At 69.0% G+C, this 14,788-nt stretch carries 15 protein-coding genes, 1 pseudogene and 1 riboswitch; of the genes and pseudogenes, 10 read left to right on the forward strand and 6 right to left on the reverse strand.

Features of this window, described 5'->3' with window-relative positions:
• Positions 1-132: pseudogene (locus tag ACSEEN_RS12270) on the forward strand (IS481 family transposase); the annotation flags it as partial.
• Here the strand turns inward: ACSEEN_RS12270 and ACSEEN_RS12275 are convergent.
• Both ACSEEN_RS12275 and ACSEEN_RS12280 read right to left on the reverse strand, forming a co-directional pair.
• Positions 129-1,361, reverse strand: a complete 1,233-nt coding sequence (locus ACSEEN_RS12275; protein WP_247866943.1) for an alpha/beta hydrolase family protein — start codon at positions 1,359-1,361, stop codon at positions 129-131. The pseudogene ACSEEN_RS12270 and the gene ACSEEN_RS12275 overlap by 4 nt on opposite strands.
• Before the next feature lie 26 nt (positions 1,362-1,387).
• Complete coding sequence (locus ACSEEN_RS12280) at positions 1,388-2,665, reverse strand: lipase family protein (protein ID WP_298440630.1); 1,278 nt, start codon at positions 2,663-2,665, stop codon at positions 1,388-1,390.
• 114 nt (positions 2,666-2,779) lie between these two features.
• A riboswitch (cobalamin riboswitch) is annotated at positions 2,780-2,965 on the forward strand.
• 25 nt (positions 2,966-2,990) lie between these two features.
• Between ACSEEN_RS12280 and ACSEEN_RS12285 the strand changes: the two genes are divergently transcribed.
• The 4 genes from ACSEEN_RS12285 to ACSEEN_RS12300 all read left to right on the forward strand — a co-directional run bounded on the left by ACSEEN_RS12285 (position 2,991) and on the right by ACSEEN_RS12300 (position 6,557).
• The gene (locus ACSEEN_RS12285; protein WP_298440628.1) at positions 2,991-3,959 is read left to right on the forward strand and encodes an ABC transporter substrate-binding protein; all 969 of its coding nucleotides are present in this window, start codon (positions 2,991-2,993) and stop codon (positions 3,957-3,959) included.
• Positions 3,960-4,024: 65 nt separating this feature from the next.
• Complete coding sequence (locus tag ACSEEN_RS12290; RefSeq protein ID WP_366942175.1) at positions 4,025-5,020, forward strand: FecCD family ABC transporter permease; 996 nt, start codon at positions 4,025-4,027, stop codon at positions 5,018-5,020.
• On the forward strand, positions 5,017-5,829 hold the full coding sequence (locus ACSEEN_RS12295) for an ABC transporter ATP-binding protein (protein WP_371307292.1): 813 nt from the start codon (positions 5,017-5,019) through the stop codon (positions 5,827-5,829). Before ACSEEN_RS12290 ends, ACSEEN_RS12295 begins: the two co-directional genes overlap by 4 nt.
• A complete protein-coding gene (locus ACSEEN_RS12300; RefSeq protein WP_298440623.1) occupies positions 5,826-6,557 on the forward strand; it encodes a (2Fe-2S) ferredoxin domain-containing protein in 732 nt (243 codons plus the stop codon). The genes ACSEEN_RS12295 and ACSEEN_RS12300 overlap by 4 nt, the downstream gene beginning before the upstream one ends.
• A 67-nt stretch (positions 6,558-6,624) precedes the next feature.
• On the opposite strand, the gene ACSEEN_RS12305 is transcribed toward ACSEEN_RS12300, so the two are convergent.
• Positions 6,625-7,926, reverse strand: a complete 1,302-nt coding sequence (locus ACSEEN_RS12305; protein WP_298440621.1) for an alpha/beta hydrolase — start codon at positions 7,924-7,926, stop codon at positions 6,625-6,627.
• 265 nt (positions 7,927-8,191) lie between these two features.
• Here ACSEEN_RS12305 and ACSEEN_RS12310 point away from each other — a divergent pair, with 265 nt between their 5' ends.
• Positions 8,192-8,818 (forward strand): HdeD family acid-resistance protein, encoded by a 627-nt coding sequence (locus tag ACSEEN_RS12310; RefSeq protein WP_247866929.1) that lies wholly within the window; start codon positions 8,192-8,194, stop codon positions 8,816-8,818.
• A gap of 106 nt (positions 8,819-8,924) precedes the next feature.
• On the opposite strand, the gene ACSEEN_RS12315 is transcribed toward ACSEEN_RS12310, so the two are convergent.
• The 3 genes from ACSEEN_RS12315 to ACSEEN_RS12325 form a co-directional block, all read right to left on the reverse strand.
• Positions 8,925-10,007: a Fic family protein gene (locus ACSEEN_RS12315; protein WP_298440618.1), complete on the reverse strand. Its 1,083-nt coding sequence runs from the start codon at positions 10,005-10,007 to the stop codon at positions 8,925-8,927.
• Positions 10,008-10,420: 413 nt separating this feature from the next.
• Complete coding sequence (locus tag ACSEEN_RS12320) at positions 10,421-10,543, reverse strand: hypothetical protein (protein WP_440713335.1); 123 nt, start codon at positions 10,541-10,543, stop codon at positions 10,421-10,423.
• A 259-nt stretch (positions 10,544-10,802) separates the two neighbouring features.
• A complete protein-coding gene (locus ACSEEN_RS12325; protein WP_371307293.1) occupies positions 10,803-12,473 on the reverse strand; it encodes a cation:proton antiporter in 1,671 nt (556 codons plus the stop codon).
• Positions 12,474-12,491: 18 nt separating this feature from the next.
• Between ACSEEN_RS12325 and ACSEEN_RS12330 the strand changes: the two genes are divergently transcribed.
• From ACSEEN_RS12330 to ACSEEN_RS12345, 4 genes are read left to right on the forward strand one after another with little or no spacing between them, the layout of a single operon-like run.
• Positions 12,492-13,061 carry a biotin transporter BioY gene (locus ACSEEN_RS12330; protein WP_298440612.1) on the forward strand — a complete coding sequence of 190 codons (570 nt, stop codon included), beginning with the start codon at positions 12,492-12,494 and terminating at the stop codon, positions 13,059-13,061.
• Positions 13,058-13,738: an energy-coupling factor ABC transporter ATP-binding protein gene (locus ACSEEN_RS12335; RefSeq protein ID WP_440713336.1), complete on the forward strand. Its 681-nt coding sequence runs from the start codon at positions 13,058-13,060 to the stop codon at positions 13,736-13,738. The genes ACSEEN_RS12330 and ACSEEN_RS12335 overlap by 4 nt, the downstream gene beginning before the upstream one ends.
• 20 nt (positions 13,739-13,758) lie before the next feature.
• A complete protein-coding gene (locus tag ACSEEN_RS12340; RefSeq protein WP_440713337.1) occupies positions 13,759-14,166 on the forward strand; it encodes a VOC family protein in 408 nt (135 codons plus the stop codon).
• A complete protein-coding gene (locus ACSEEN_RS12345; RefSeq protein WP_298440607.1) occupies positions 14,167-14,763 on the forward strand; it encodes an energy-coupling factor transporter transmembrane component T family protein in 597 nt (198 codons plus the stop codon).
• Positions 14,764-14,788: the final 25 nt, after the last annotated feature.

A 14,788-nucleotide genomic window follows, 5' to 3' on the forward strand; every position in this document is an offset into this window, starting at 1 on the left:
ACCAGCGAAGCCGACCGCGCAGCGGCCTACCAGCTCTGGCTGCACTACTACAATCACCACCGACCCCACACCGGGATCGGTGGCCTCGTCCCCTCAGCCCGCGTTCACAACCTCACGGGGAAGTACAGCTAGGTCAGGATCTGATCCAGCCGCGCGAAGACCCGTGTCTCCGTGAGACGGCGCGCCAGCGGCTGACAGTGGTAGTCGGCGCCCTCCGCCGCGGTGAAGTGCACCACCTCGGCGCGACCACCGGTCCGTTCCGCGAGCATCTCCGACTGTCCCGGCCAGAATTGCTCGTGTTCTGGAGCGGTGAGAATCAGCGGCGTCGTGATCCGCGCGGCCTCAGTGTCGGACAGGACGTATCGATCCACTTCGGCGAGGGTGTCGTAGTAGCTGTCTTGCCCGTACGGCCGGGCGCGGAACTTCCAGGTCCGCGCCGCGGTCGGCGAGAGTCTCATTCCGAGGGCCATGTCGCGGTCGAACGCCTCGCGTTTTCCCGCGTGGAAGAGCTTCATCAAGCTCGCGGGAATCGACGACTCCCACGATGCCGCCACGCGTACGACGCCCGGATCGGCCACCGCGGCCGCGAGCCGGTGCTCCGTCGCGAGCGCGCTAGGCAGCCAGTAGCCGCCCTGACTGATCCCGTACCCCACCAGGCGGTCGGGGTCGACGCCGTCCTGCGCCACCGCGAAGTCGACCACGGCCGTCAGTACCGCGCCCCAGTCGGCGCGGAATCGGGTCCCCCGCTCGAAGAGCATCGACTGCTGTCCGGGGCCGTCGAACATCAGCACGTGATAGCCGCGGGCCAGGGCCGCGCCAGCTCCGGAGGACCACTGGTCGCTGATCGCTCCGTCACTGCCGTTGACCATGATCAGCGTGGGGCGCTGCTCGTGGCCGACCGTCCGGAAGAAGTAGCCGGGCAGCGTCGTGCCGTCGTACGGAATCTGGACGCGGGTGACACGTTGTCCGCACGCGTCGACGAACGCGTCCCAGCTGGAGCGTTGCAGGCGGAACGTCGGAAGGAGCGGGTCGTCGTGCTTGAGTGCGCTCGCCGCGTTCACGGCGACGGCGAAGTAGGTCGCCGCTCGCAGGTACGACGACGATGCGCTCACCGTCCGGCCCGCGTCGCGTTCGGCGTCCGCGTCGGCCCGCACGCGTCGTCCCAGGGCGAGCCACGCGTCGAACCAGCGCTGATGATCACCGTCGGGGACGCCGTCGATGGCGGCGAGTACCTCCCCCACATCCGAGCCCCCGTGCGCCGACGCGCCGAGCACGCACCGCACCGAGAAGTCGAAGTCCTTGTCCCGATAGAACCCTTTGCTGAACACCCGGTTCAGGTGCGAGTCGAACGGACCGGCCATGGCGATTCCTTCATCGGTCGGTGCCGTCACGGCACCGAGGTCGGGCTGAGGCCGCCACCGGGTCTCAGCGTGGCGCAGTTCGAGGCCGTCGGCCTCCTTGCGAAGCGGTCGGTGAGGAAGCGCGCGGTCTGCTCCTGGAAGGGAATGAACGCCTCTCCATGCGCCTTGCCGGTGAACTGCGCGTACGACACCCGCACACCGCGGCGGCAGTACGAGTACGCGAGACTCTCGACGTCGCGGGTGATCATCACCCCGTCACCGGTGCCGTCGACGTCACCGACGCCGAGGAGCATCGGTATGCGCGGGGTACCGGATGTGCCCATGATGTTGTCGTTGATCGCCCGCACGACACCCGGCACGTCGAGCAGCGAACGGTAGGGCGGTCGTACCATGTCCGCGTCGGTCAGCCCCGGATATTTCGCGGCGAAGGCGTTGATGCACTGCGACGACACCGTCTTGACGATCTTCTTGCCCCGTGCGGACAGGAACGCATCGGTGTCCAGCGAGTACGCGCGCCGATAGGCGACGATCAGCGCCGGGATCACTCCCGCCCAGTCCTTGCTTCCGCTGACGTAGGGCAGGTTGTGCGCGAGGTTGACCGGAAGTCCGCCCGCCGCAGCGGCGATGAGCCGGATCTCCGGGGCGTATGACGGCGCCACCTCCGCGCCCCACTGCGTCGGCACCGAACCGCCGGAGTATCCGGCCATGGCGACCGGCGTGGTCGTCGGCAGCCGCAGGATCTTCTGCGTCGCGCGGACCCCGTCGAGCGCGGCGTATCCGGCCTCCCGCCCGATGGTCCACTGCAGATCGGGGCCCTCGTAGTCGGGCACCACCACCGTGTACCCCTGGGAGAGATATCCGCTGATCACACCCTGTTCCAGGGTTCCGGCCGCGCCGGGGGAACCCGCGCCGGTGAGCGTGTACGACGGGTCGCATTGCGGCCCGAGCGCATCGTAGGCCATGTGATACGACAGCAGCTTCGGCGGTCCGGTGACCGGGGGCTGAAGGATCGTCGCGACTGTCGACGTCGGCCGCCCCTGTTGATCGGTGGTCCTGTACAGCACCTGGGAGCTGCGGATCGGCGCCGTCGCCCCGCGGTAGCCGAAGGGCACCGACCGGGTCCGGAGCACCGCGCCGGGTGCATAGGCGCCGAGCAGACCGTCGTATCGGTAGAACGGGTCCGCCGAGGGCGGCGGGATCGGTGGTGCCGCCGAGACCGGAGCCGATCGCCACCCCGGCTCGACGACGGCGAGGAGGACGATCGCCAGCACTGCACCGACACGATGACGAACCGTGCCATGCATGCCGGCACGCGGTGACCTCATCAAGGAATGTTCCCACGATGGACCCGGTCGCCGGTGATCATCGACAGAAGTACCTGTGTACCTGTCCGATAGCGTCCCACCGTTCGCGCGCTACCATGCAGGCGACGTCGCGGTGTTCGGGAAGTCCGGTGAAGTGCCGGCGCGGTTCTCGCCACTGTGAGCAGGTCCGGGTACCACGACGGGGTATGTCCCCAGCCACTGGGCGCTCAGCGCCCGGGAAGGTGTGGTTCCCGGTAGACCCTGCGTAGCCAGGAGACCGGCCGCGACGTGAACCGATTCCACGAGATATGGAAGGCGGGTCGCTTTGCGCACCCTCACCACCGTCGCGGCCGCATGCACCGCCGCCGCGCTCACCCTCACGCTCGCCGCCTGCGGCAGCAGCACCGACGACAAGGCCACCGACGGCGCGATCACCCTGAAGAACTGCGGTCACACCGTCACGCTGAAGGCCCCGGCCACCCGCGCGATCACCGTCAACCAGGGTGCGACCGAGTCGGCGCTCGCGATCGGCGCCGAGAACGACATGATCGGCACGGCCTACCTGGACGACGAGATCGCCCCGCAGTTCAAGGCCGCCTACGACAAGATCCCGGTCATCGCCCCCAAGTACCCCGACCTGGAGACCGTGATCAGCAAGAAGCCCGATCTCGTGGCCGCGTCGTACGGTTCGGCGTTCGCCGACAAGGGCATCGGCACGCGCGAGGAGCTGGCGAAGCTGGACATCGCGACCTATGTCTCGCCCTTCGGCTGCGAGAACAAGGCCGACCGCGCGGCGTCGTCGTGGGATGCGATCGCCGGTGAGGTGTCCGACTACGGCAAGCTCTTCGGCCGCACCGACGCCGCCGACGGCGTGAACGAGAAGATGCGCGACACCCTCGCCGAGCTCAAGAAGAAGGACGCGGGCAAGGGCACCACGATCATGTGGTGGGACGACGCCACCGATACCCCCTCGGTCGGCGCGAAGAGCGGTGGACCGCAACTCATCATGGACGCGGTGGGCGCCACGAATGTCTTCGCGGACCTGGACGGCAACTGGGCCGACACCAGCTGGGAGCAGGTCATCAAGGCCGACCCGGACGTCATCGTGCTGATCGACGCTGACTTCTCCCGCGCCGACGCCAAGCGGCAGTTCTTGGAGAGCGACCCGGCGCTGGCGGGCCTGAAGGCCGTGAAGAACAAGTCGTACATCGTCATCCCGTTCTCCGAGTCGACGCCGGGGGCGCGCACCATCGACGGTGCTGTGACGCTGTCCGACGCGCTGGCGAAGCGCTGACCCGGACCACCGGCGCACCGGCCGCGCCGCGCCGGTCGCGCGTCACCTTTCCGATGCTGGTGGCGGTGCTCGTCGTACTGGTCGCGCTGAGCATCGGCGCCGGCGTGGTGATCGGTTCGGTCGGACTCAGCCTCGGCGACGTCGCGGCCGCGGTCGGCGCACGCCTCGGGTTCCACACCGGTGTCGGCGCGGGGAACGAGTACATCGTCGTCGATCTGCGGATGCCACGCGTGGTGACCGCCGCCGCGGCCGGCGCCGGCCTGGCCGTCGCCGGCGCCGTCCTGCAGTCGCTGACCGGGAACGTCCTGGCCGACCCGTACCTGCTGGGCATGTCGTCCGGGGCATCGGTCGGCGCGGTCCTGGTCCTGGTGACCGGGCTCGGCGTCGGAGTGGGGGCCGGCCTCGGCCCGGTCGGTGTCGCCGCGTTCCTCGGCGCGCTCGGCGCCCTGGCTCTGGTCTTCGCGATCGCGACCACCCGGACGGGGGCGTTGCTGCCCAACCGGCTGATCCTGGCCGGCGTCGCCGTCGCGCAGGGCGGCGCCGCGATCTCGTCGGCGCTCGTCTATTTCAGCGATCCGCACGCGGCCGCCGCGGTCCTGCGGTGGACGCTCGGCTCGGTGGCCGGTGCCCGCTGGCCGTCGACCACGCTGGTCACCGTCATGGTGGTCCTCACGCTCGGCGTCGTCTGGTCGTACGCGCGCACGCTCGACGCCTTCGCGTTCGGCGACCGCGCCGCGTCGAGCCTCGGCATCTCCGTCACCGCGACCCGCTGGACGCTGTACATCGCCGTCTCGCTGTGCACCGCGGTGATCGTCGCGAACTCCGGCATCATCGGCTTCGTCGGGCTGGTGGTGCCGCACGTCGCCCGCCTGATCATCGGGCCGCTGCACCGGCGGATGCTGCCGGTCACGGCGCTGCTCGGCGCTCTGCTTCTGGTGTGGACCGACATCCTGGCCCGCAGCATCCTGAATCAGCAGGAGTTGCCGCTCGGCCTGGTCACCGCGATCATCGGCGTCCCGGCGTTCGTCTGGATTCTGCGACGGCACGGGGCGGCCGCATGACCGGGACGACGTCGCCGGCGCTGCCGATCCGCCTCGAGGACGTCGGATACGCCGTCGGCGAGGCCCGGCTGCTGACCGGGATCACCGCCACCGCGCCGGCCGGCGGGTTCACCGGGCTCATCGGGCCGAACGGGTCGGGCAAGACCACCCTGCTCTCGACCATCGCCCGCTGGACGCGTCCGGACACCGGCCGGGTGCTCCTCGGCGACCGGCCGGTGCGCAGCTATCCGCACCGCGAGCTCGCACGCGTCGTGGCCGCCGTGGAACAGCATTCGGCTACCGAGACCGAGCTGACCGTCGAGCAGGTGGTCGATCTGGGCACCATTCCGCACGCCGGGAGCCGATTCCGGCGGGTCGACACGCGGGAACTGGTCGACGACGCCCTCGCCAGGCTGGGCATCGAGGAACTGCGCACCCGCACGTGGCAGTCGTTGTCGGGCGGCGAACGCCAGAAGACGCAGATCGCCCGCGCCCTGGTGCAGCAGCCGAGAGTCCTGCTGCTCGACGAGCCCACCAATCACCTCGACACGTCCGCCTCACTGGACGTGCTGACCCTGTTGCGCTCGCTGCCGATCACCACCGTCGCCGCCCTGCACGACCTGCAGCTGGCGGCCATGTACTGCGACCATCTGATCGTGCTCGACGACGGCCTGCTGGTCACCGAGGGGCCGCCCGCGCATGTCCTGACCCGCGAGCTGCTGGCCGATGTGTACCGGCTCGACGTCGAGATCACGCCGCATCCGCGCACCGGCGCGCCGATGGTCGTGCTGTGCGGGACCATCGGCGGCCCCGGCCGGGGAACGCGATGACGGCCGACTGGGTGACCGTCACCGCCCCCACCGACCGCGGCGACGCCCCGGCCCGCGCGCTGACCACCGCACTCGGCCGGCTCCGCGCCGCCCGGCCGGACATCGAGTTCCGCGTCGCGGTGCTCGGCGGATCGGACACGACGATCACCGAAGCGCTCGACGACGCCACCGGCGCCGGGGCACGGGCGGTGCTGCTGATCAGCGGGCAGACCCTCGGCGACGCCAAGCAGGACTCGTGGATCGCGCGGATCGTCGGACATTGGCTGCGCACCCGGCCTGCCGGAACACCGACGCCGCAGGTGCGCGTCGCTCCCCTGCTCACCGACCACGACGGCTTCGCCGGACTGCTCGAGCGGGCGATCGACGACGGCGGCACGCCGGCCCGGACCACCACCGCACCGATCCTCTCGCCGGCCTGGGAGCAGGTCCCCGCCTTCACCCGTCACGTGCTGGTCTGCCGCGGACCCCGATGCAGCGTCGAGGGCGCCCGCGAATCCGCCGCGACGCTCAGCAGGGCGCTGGCCGATCGCGGGCTCGGCGACGACGACGTCCTGACGACCGTCACCGGCTGTCTGTTCCCCTGCGCCCTCGCCCCGGTGATGGCGGTCTACCCGGACGGCACCTGGTATTCGGGCATGCGGCCCGATCGGGTCGAACGGCTGGTCGTGGACCATCTGGCAGGCGGAGAGCCCGTGGCGGAGTGGATCGCCCGGGATCTGCGGGGCTGAACCAGACGACGGCGCGCGCCGAGATGTGCCGGGTCACGAGACGACTTTCCCTGGTTCGTCCGCCCGGTCACGGTGCGGTGATGCCCAGTCGATACGCCAACCAGGGAAGACTCCTCCGGAGCCCGACGCTCCACACCTGCCAGGTGTGCGCGCCCGGAAGCACAAGCAGACGAACGTCGATACCCGCATGCCGACAGGCCGCGTACACCAGCCGCTGCTGGGGACCGAAGGTGGTGTCGGCTCGGCCCAGCCCGATGATTCCCGCCACCGACGGATGCGGCGCGGCGGCCAGCATGTGGAGCGGAGTGGCCCTGGTGTAGGCGGCCGCGTTTCCGTTGAACGCGACCCGGATCGTCTGCGCCCGGGTAGCGAGTGACGGCTCGACCTCCCCCGACAGGTCGATGAACGTCGGATACGTGGCCGGCCTGCGGAGTGCGAGCTGCCACGCGCAGGTGCCGCCATAGGAGAGTCCGGCGATGGCCCACCGGCGACTATCGTCGTCCACTTGCAGATGGCGGCGGATCCACATCGGGACGTCCACGGCCAGGTAGCTCGCACTGTTGCCCAGCCGGGAATCCATGCACATCGGATCACCGAGCAACGACCCGGTGGCGTCGGGCATCACGACGACCGGCGCCAGTCCCCGATGGGCCGCGGCGAACCGGTCCATCGTGGCCGCCAGGCCGCCGGCCGTCAGCCAATCCGACGGACTGCCGGGGATTCCGTGCAGGAGCACCAGCACGGGCAGCAACGGTCTTCTCGGATCCGAGTACGCCGGCGGCAGGTAGATGTAGGCCCGTCGGGTGACGGTGAAGCGAGATACCTTTCCCGGGATGTAGACCTGCGTCACCACGCCTTTCGCCGGCGGGCGGACGGTGGGAGTCCAATCCTGATCCAGCGCGCGGCCACTCACCGGGAGCTGCGGCTGCTCGACCACCGCGGACACCGACTTGAAGGCGACTTCACCGGCGGCAGGCAACCCGAGAGCGGCGCGGAATGTCGGGAACTCGCCGTAGTAGCGGTTGACGCTGTTCGCGGCCATGGCGACGACGACCAATACCGTGACGACCACGACCCCGCGCTGCCACCACGTCGCTCGCCATGCCCTGGCGACGCCCAGGGCGATCGCGCCCGCGCCGAGCCCGATCCATGCCAGGACCTCCACGGGCACGGACGCGGAATACAGGACGTGGTCGATCACCTTGTCGGCGATGACGCTGACGATCACGCCGATCATCACGACGATCGGCACGGTCCGCGACCACCATCCACGCCGTCCCCGGGCGGCGAGAAGGTAGATGCAGGAGACGGCGCCGAGGATCACCACGACGCTCGGAACCGGTCCCCGCAGGAGCGGCCAGTCAAACACGGGCGCGGTCCGGTCCTACGGACCGCCCGTCACGTGAGGCGCCCCGTTCTTCCTCCGGTGGGGTTCCAGAAAGGCCTCTGCCTCGACTCGCGTGTGCCACAACCACATACTGGCGAAAACTCGAGGCCGCGCGCCACCGTGTTCTCCCGCGCAGGCCGTCGGACCCGCGTGATTTCAACTGTCGCGACGCCGCCTCCCGGGGGATATCGTCACCATGAGCGGCCGGCACACCCGTGTCCGTGCTGTCTGACCAGGAGGGGAAGCCATGACAACGAACAATCCGGTGGGCGCAGCGGTTCTCGGCGGCGTGTCCGACATCGTCGATCGCACGTGGAAGAGTCTGCTCGGGATCGGTATCGCGTCGATCGTGCTGGGCATCATCGTGCTGGTCTGGCCGGGTAAGACGCTGGTCGTCGTCGCCGTCCTGTTTGGTATCTACCTACTCATCTCCGGCATCTTCCAGGTCATCGCGACGTTCGGTGTGCCCGATGCCGACGGCTGGTGGCGTCTCCTGACGTTCGTGTCCGGAACCCTCTCGGTGATCCTGGGCGTCATCGCCCTGCGGCACCTCGGGTCGTCGCTGGCCCTGCTGGCGATCTGGATCGGTATCACCTGGATCTTCCGCGGCTTCTCGAACCTCTCGCTGTTCGCCGGTTCCCCCGGCGTCCCCGGCCGCGTCGCCGGCATCATCCTGTCGATCATCACGGTGATCGCCGGCATCATCCTGATCGTCAGCCCGCTCACGTCGATCGCGACGCTCGCCCTGGTCTCCGGCATCCTGCTGGTCGTGGTGGGTGTCTTCGAGGTGATCGACGCGTTCAGCCTGCGGAGCTCGGCGAACAACGTCCGGGACACCGTGTCCACGCTCCGGGACGCGGAGTCGAACGCCTGACAGCCGGCGTACGACGCCACGGCGGCGTCTGACCCGTCGTCTACAGTCACCGCTGTGATCACCGGTGGGGCATGCACCGCAGGTTCTGATATCGCGGAAGCCCAGTTCATTCCGGGCGCGTCAACACGTCCATGAACTCGTCGTTGACGAAGAGGACCTCCCGGCCGGCCTTCACAGCGCTGAGAAGCCCAGCCTCCACCAGCGCATGCAGCCAGGTCGAGGCAGTCTGGCGAGAGACATCGCACCGATCTGCGACCGTGCTGATGCGGCAGTACGGCTGCTCGAAGAGGACTGCAAGGAACTGAGCGTCACGTCCACCGGGGGTGGCACCTCTGGCTCGCTCGGCGATTTCTTCCTGACACGAACGAATCGAACCGATCTTGCGCGTCGTCGAGGTCGCCGATTCGCGCACCACCTCGAGCATGTACAGGATCCAGTCGATCCATGCGCCCTCGGCCGTCACCGCGCGCAGCAGGCGGTAGTAGTCGTTCTTCCGTGCGATGATCGCGCGCGACAAGTAGAGGATGGGGTCACGCAGCAGTCCGGCTTCGATCAGCATCAGGATATTGATGACACGGCCCGTGCGTCCGTTCCCGTCGTGGAACGGATGGATCGCCTCAAACTGAAAGTGCGCGAGCGCCATGCGTACCAGTGGGTCGAGTCCATCGTCGGCGTGCACGAAGCGCTCCCAGTCCGCGAGCTTCTCCCGGATGATCTCCGCGCCCTCGGGTGGCGCATAGATGACCTCGCGTGTTGCCGGGTTGGCGATCCGTGTTCCGTGCATCGTCCTGACCGTCATCTCACGACCCTGCAACTCTGAGCAGACACGGGCAGCGGTCGTCGCGGTCAGCGGTCGATCCCGGATCGACTCGACCCCTGCGAACAGTGCGCCGCGGTACCGCAACGCTTCCTTGGTGGCGTGATCACCTCCGCCAGAATCGGCGTGCTTGAACAGCTCGTCGGCAGTCGTCACGATATTCTCGATTTCAGAGCTCGCCTGCGCCTCCAGGAGCGGGACGGCGTGAATCAGGATGTTGGGGTTCGGCAGCAACTGACCGGCCTGAGCAAGCGTGGCCAGCGCGGTCCGGGCCTCGATCGTCGCCTTGAGGACCCGCTTGGGCTCAAGATCGAGACCGACCGGCGGCAGTGACGGCAGATCGTTGAAGGGAATTTCCGGGTTCCATGCCACGTGGTAGCTCCTTCAACACATTCGCCATTCATGTTAAAAATTATCCACAAAGCTAACACGTTTTGGAGACATGTTAGCTCGCTCGACACAACGACACACACGTCGTCGCACTGAACCCAGCGCGACGCCTATGCAGCCTCACGCCTGTCGAATCGCCCACCAGCCGAACGCGATAGGCTCGGCGTCGACCGCAACCCATTCCGGGAAGCGGTGTCCCCTCTGGGATGATCCCGGTGCGGCAACGGACGCCGTGCGTGAGCAGGTGTGCTCCCCGCGCGAGCGGGGATGTTCCGCGCCGGGGCCGGCGCGCTCTACCGCCCCCGTCACGGGGCCGGGAAGTTCGGGTATTCTCGGAAGTGGCGAGGGTGTCCCCTGTTTCACAGGGGAGCGCACCCTCGCCTTTCACATCACGGTCAGTCGGCGTCGAGGTCGATCTTCGTCAAGGTCCCCCGAGACATCACCCAGAGATCCGATAGCCGGTACTTCTGCCGGCCGACGTTGAATCCGCGAAGCTCGGCGTCGACGCGTCCCGCCACGACACCCCGACGTCCGGAACGAATCGCGGTCGTAGCCGCTGGCGACCATCAGCGCGAGCTGGGCGACCTCGCGCCAGCCGAGACCGAAACTCGCCTGGCGGCGCTCGGCGCGCTTGACGAGCGTGCTCCCCGCACGAGCGGGGATGTTCCGTGGCCGCACCCTGGAACCAGACACACCCACAGGCCATCCGTCCAACGACACGCCGACTCTCCCCAGCAGGACCTCCGCCATCGACGACACCACAGTCCCCGCGGCGCGCTATTCGACGTGCCGACCCCGCAGCTCGATGGCGATCTGGGACGCGTCCACGTTCATCAGCGCCTCCTCCAGGATGTCGGCGTCGAACGTGCCGTCGTCGCGCGCGTCGAGGAGCGCGACCCGCTGGGCGTCGAGCACCGCGATCCGGTGCCGCAGGGCGAGTTCGAACTCCGCCTGACGGTCGTCGCCGGCCGGGGGTTCCGGCTCCGGTACCGCTTCGGCGGCATCGCGGATGAGTTGCAGAAGCCGCTCGCGTTCGGCCGCGTCCTGGGCCGCGCGCGAGCCGTCGTCCTTGGGGGCGATCATCGCGAGTAACGGCCCGATGGTGCCTCCCTGCACGGTCAGCGAGGCCACCGCGACCGCGTAGGCGACGAGAATCAGCATCGACCGCTGCGGGGTGTCGGCGGGCAGGGTCTGCGCGGCGGCAACGGTCACGGCACCGCGCATGCCGGCCCACACCACTGTCGTGCCCTCCCGCCAGCCGAGCGGCTCCCGCAGAAAGTAGTCGATGTCGGCGAGCCCGCGGGTCACGCGCGTGGCGAACTTGTCGAGCCGCTTCTCCGACAGCGACCGGCCGCGGGTGGCCTCGAACTTCTCCGCGGTGCGCGCCCGGCCCTCCGGCGTGCTCAGCTTCTCCTGCAAGCTCTCGAAGCGGGGCTGGGCGCGCGCGTATCGCCGGGCCCGGCGAGCGATGACGCCGAGTGCGGGCGCGAAGTACGCGGCCCGGATCACCAGAGTGAGCGCCAGCGCCGCGACCGCGATCACCAGCGCCGTGCCGACCCCGGCGTGATCGCGCTCCACGCTCTCCACGATGTGCTTGATCTGCAGCCCCATCGTCAGGAACACCACGCCCTCGAGCACCAGTTCCATGGTGTGCCAGTTCTGCGTGTCCGACAGCCGGTTGCGCGGCGACAGCACCCGCGGTGCGCCCACTCCCGTCACCAGTCCGGCGACCACCGCGGCCACCAGCCCCGAACCTCCGGCCAGTTCCGCGGGCACGGCCGCGATGAACGGCACCGTGAACGACACGACGGTGTTCACCGGCGCCGCGGCGATGAACTTGCGGACCCACAGGTTCCCCACCCCGACCAGCGCGCCCACCACGGCCGCGACCAGCACCGACCAGGCGAACGTGCCCAGCGCGCCCCAGAAGCTGAACGACGCCGCGGTGGCCACGATCGCGGTGCGCAGCACCACCAGGGCGCTCGCGTCGTTCAGCAACGACTCACCGTCCAGGATCGCCACCACCCGTTTGGACACCGAGGTCTGCTTGACGATCGACGTCGCCACCGCGTCCGTCGGGCTGATGATCGCACCGAGCGCCACGCCCCACGCGAAGCCCAGATCGGGGATCACCAGCATGAAGAAGACGCCGAGCAGCAGCGCGCTGGCCACCACCAGCACCACCGACAGTCCGCTGATCGCACGGAACTCACGACGGAAGTTCATCGCCGGCATCGACACCGCCGAGGAGTACAGCAGGGGCGGCAGCAGGCCTTCGAGGATCCACTCGGGATCGATCTCGACGTCGCGCAGCGCCGGAACGAAGCTCGCCCCGACCCCGATCGCGACCAGCAGCAGCGGCGCGGCGAGACCGACCTTCGGTCCGATCACGGTGGTCGCGGCGATCGAGAGCAGTGCCACCACCATGATGACGAGTGATTCAGCCATCTTATTAGGCTGTACTACGTGCCAGGCTTCCTCAAATTCTCCATCGGCGACATCACCCAGGCCGCCGTCTTCGCAGCACTCATCGTGGTGCTGGGTCTGCCCGGCTCGTTCAACCTCGCCAGCGGCGTCCCGATCACCTTGCAGACGATGGGGGTGATGCTGGCCGGCGCCGTCCTCGGACCGCGCAAGGGCACACTCGCCGTCGTGCTGTTCATGGTGCTGGCCCTCGCCGGGCTGCCGATCCTGGCCGGCGGCCGCACCGGCACCATGGCGATCGCCTCCCCCACGGCCGGCTACTTCCTCGGCTTCCTGCCCGGGGTGATCGTGATCGGTCTGCTGACTGCCCTGATGATGCCGCGCTACCGGATCTGGCTCGGCATCGTCGTCAATCTCGTCGGCGGCGTGCTCGTCATCTACCTCTGCGGCATCGCGGGCCTGATGCTCCGCGGCGGCGTCCCCTTCGTCACCGCGATCACCACCAACGGCCCGTTCGTCCTGGGCGACGTGATCAAGGCGGTCCTCACGGCGCTGATCGCCGCCGCCGTGCATCGCGGACGGCCCGGCCTGATCACGCCGATCCGCCGGTGACGGGCATCTCGTTCGACGGGGTCGCCCACGCGTTCTCCGGGCGGCCGGTCCTGCGCGGGATCGACCTCGACCTCGCCGAACACCGCATCGGGATCATCGGCGCCAACGGCAGCGGCAAATCGACGCTGGCGCGGATGATGAACGGCCTGGTGATTCCGGACTCGGGCACCGTCACCGTGAACGGCCTGAACGTCGCCAAACACACCCGGAAGGTCCGGCGGCAGGTCGGCTTCATCTTCTCCGATCCGGACCGGCAGATCATCATGCCGACGGTCCTCGAGGACATCGAACTCTCCCTCACCCGCACCGATCTCGACAAGCAGCGACGACGCGAACGCGCCCTCGCCACGCTGGACGACTTCGGCCTCGCCGGGCACGCCGACCAGCCGTCACACACCCTCTCCGGCGGTCAGAAACAGCTTCTCGCGCTCGCGTCGATCATGGTGATCGGCCCCCGCATCCTGATCGCCGACGAACCCACCACCATGCTCGACCTGCGCAACACCCGGATGCTGCACGACGTCCTCGCCGCGCTCGACGAGCAGCTCATCGTGCTCACCCACGACCTCGACCTGCTCACCGGCTACGACCGGGTGCTGGTCCTCGACGACGGCCGCGTGGTCGCCGACGACGAGCCCGAACCCGCGATCGGTTTCTACCGCCGCCTCATGTCGTAGCCCCGGCGCATACTGACTCCATGACGTTCACCCCGTACCTCTTCTTCAGCGGCGACTGCGCCGACGCCTTCACCCGCTACCACGAGATCTTCGGCGGCGAGCTGTCGATCATGCGGAACTCCGACGCTCCCGCCGACGCGCAGATGCCCGGCGGCGGCGACTTCGTGATGCACGCTTCCATCGCACTGCCCGACGGCGACGGCTTCCTGGGCTCGGACGACCCCACCGGCGACGACGGCCCCAAGACCCGTTTCTCCGTCTCGTACACGGCCCCCGACCTGGACAGCGCCCGCACCGTCCACGCGGCGCTCGCGGACGGCGGAACCGTGACCATGCCGGTCGAACCCACCTTCTGGGCACCCGGGTTCGGCATGTGCGTCGACCGGTTCGGCGTGCCGTGGAGGATCAGCGTCGCGCACAGCAAGTAGATGCTCGGCGCCTACGTCCCCGGTTCCTCGCCGATCCACCGGCTACCGGCCGGGTTCAAGCTGGTCGCCCTGCTGGGCGCGATCATCGCGATGACCCTCACCGTCCGCACCCCGGTCGGTGCGGCGGTCGCCGTCGGCGCCACCGTCCTGGTGTTCGCGCTGGCCGGGATCGGTCCGGTCCGCGCATGGCCGATGATGCGCGGACCGCTGGTGATGATCGCGCTGATCGTCGTCCTGCAGCTGTTCCTCGCCGACTGGCGCAAGGCGACCGTGGTCGGCGCGGTACTCCTCGCCTCGATCGGCCTGGCCGCCGTCGTCACGCTGACCACCCGCACCACCGATCTGCTCGACGCGATCGTCCGGGCGCTGTCGCCGCTGCGGAAACTCGGCGTCCGGACAGATTTAATCGCCATGGCTTTAGCCTTGACAATCCGCTCGATCCCGTTGCTCGCCGAGCTGTTCACCCAGGTCGACCAGGCACGACGCGCCCGCGGGCTGCGCGCCGGCCCGCGCGTGTTGTTCGTCCCCGCGGTGCTGGCCGCATTGGATACCGCCGATGGTTTCGCAGACACCCTCGCCGCCCGCGGGCTCGACTAGGCTCGGAAACGACGCCCCTCTGCCC

The organism is Gordonia marina (assembly GCF_052036135.1).
Lineage (GTDB): Bacteria > Actinomycetota > Actinomycetes > Mycobacteriales > Mycobacteriaceae > Gordonia.

What these genes read in the sequence shown, in the direction of transcription:
- ACSEEN_RS12275 (WP_247866943.1), bottom strand. Translation starts at nt 1,361, where the DNA reads ATGGCCGGTCCGTTCGACTCGCACCTGAACCGGGTGTTCAGCAAAGGG.
- ACSEEN_RS12280 (WP_298440630.1), bottom strand. Translation starts at nt 2,665, where the DNA reads ATGCATGGCACGGTTCGTCATCGTGTCGGTGCAGTGCTGGCGATCGTC.
- ACSEEN_RS12295 (WP_371307292.1), top strand. Translation starts at nt 5,017, where the DNA reads ATGACCGGGACGACGTCGCCGGCGCTGCCGATCCGCCTCGAGGACGTC.
- ACSEEN_RS12300 (WP_298440623.1), top strand. Translation starts at nt 5,826, where the DNA reads ATGACGGCCGACTGGGTGACCGTCACCGCCCCCACCGACCGCGGCGAC.
- ACSEEN_RS12310 (WP_247866929.1), top strand. Translation starts at nt 8,192, where the DNA reads ATGACAACGAACAATCCGGTGGGCGCAGCGGTTCTCGGCGGCGTGTCC.
- ACSEEN_RS12325 (WP_371307293.1), bottom strand. Translation starts at nt 12,473, where the DNA reads ATGGCTGAATCACTCGTCATCATGGTGGTGGCACTGCTCTCGATCGCC.
- ACSEEN_RS12340 (WP_440713337.1), top strand. Translation starts at nt 13,759, where the DNA reads ATGACGTTCACCCCGTACCTCTTCTTCAGCGGCGACTGCGCCGACGCC.
- ACSEEN_RS12345 (WP_298440607.1), top strand. Translation starts at nt 14,167, where the DNA reads ATGCTCGGCGCCTACGTCCCCGGTTCCTCGCCGATCCACCGGCTACCG.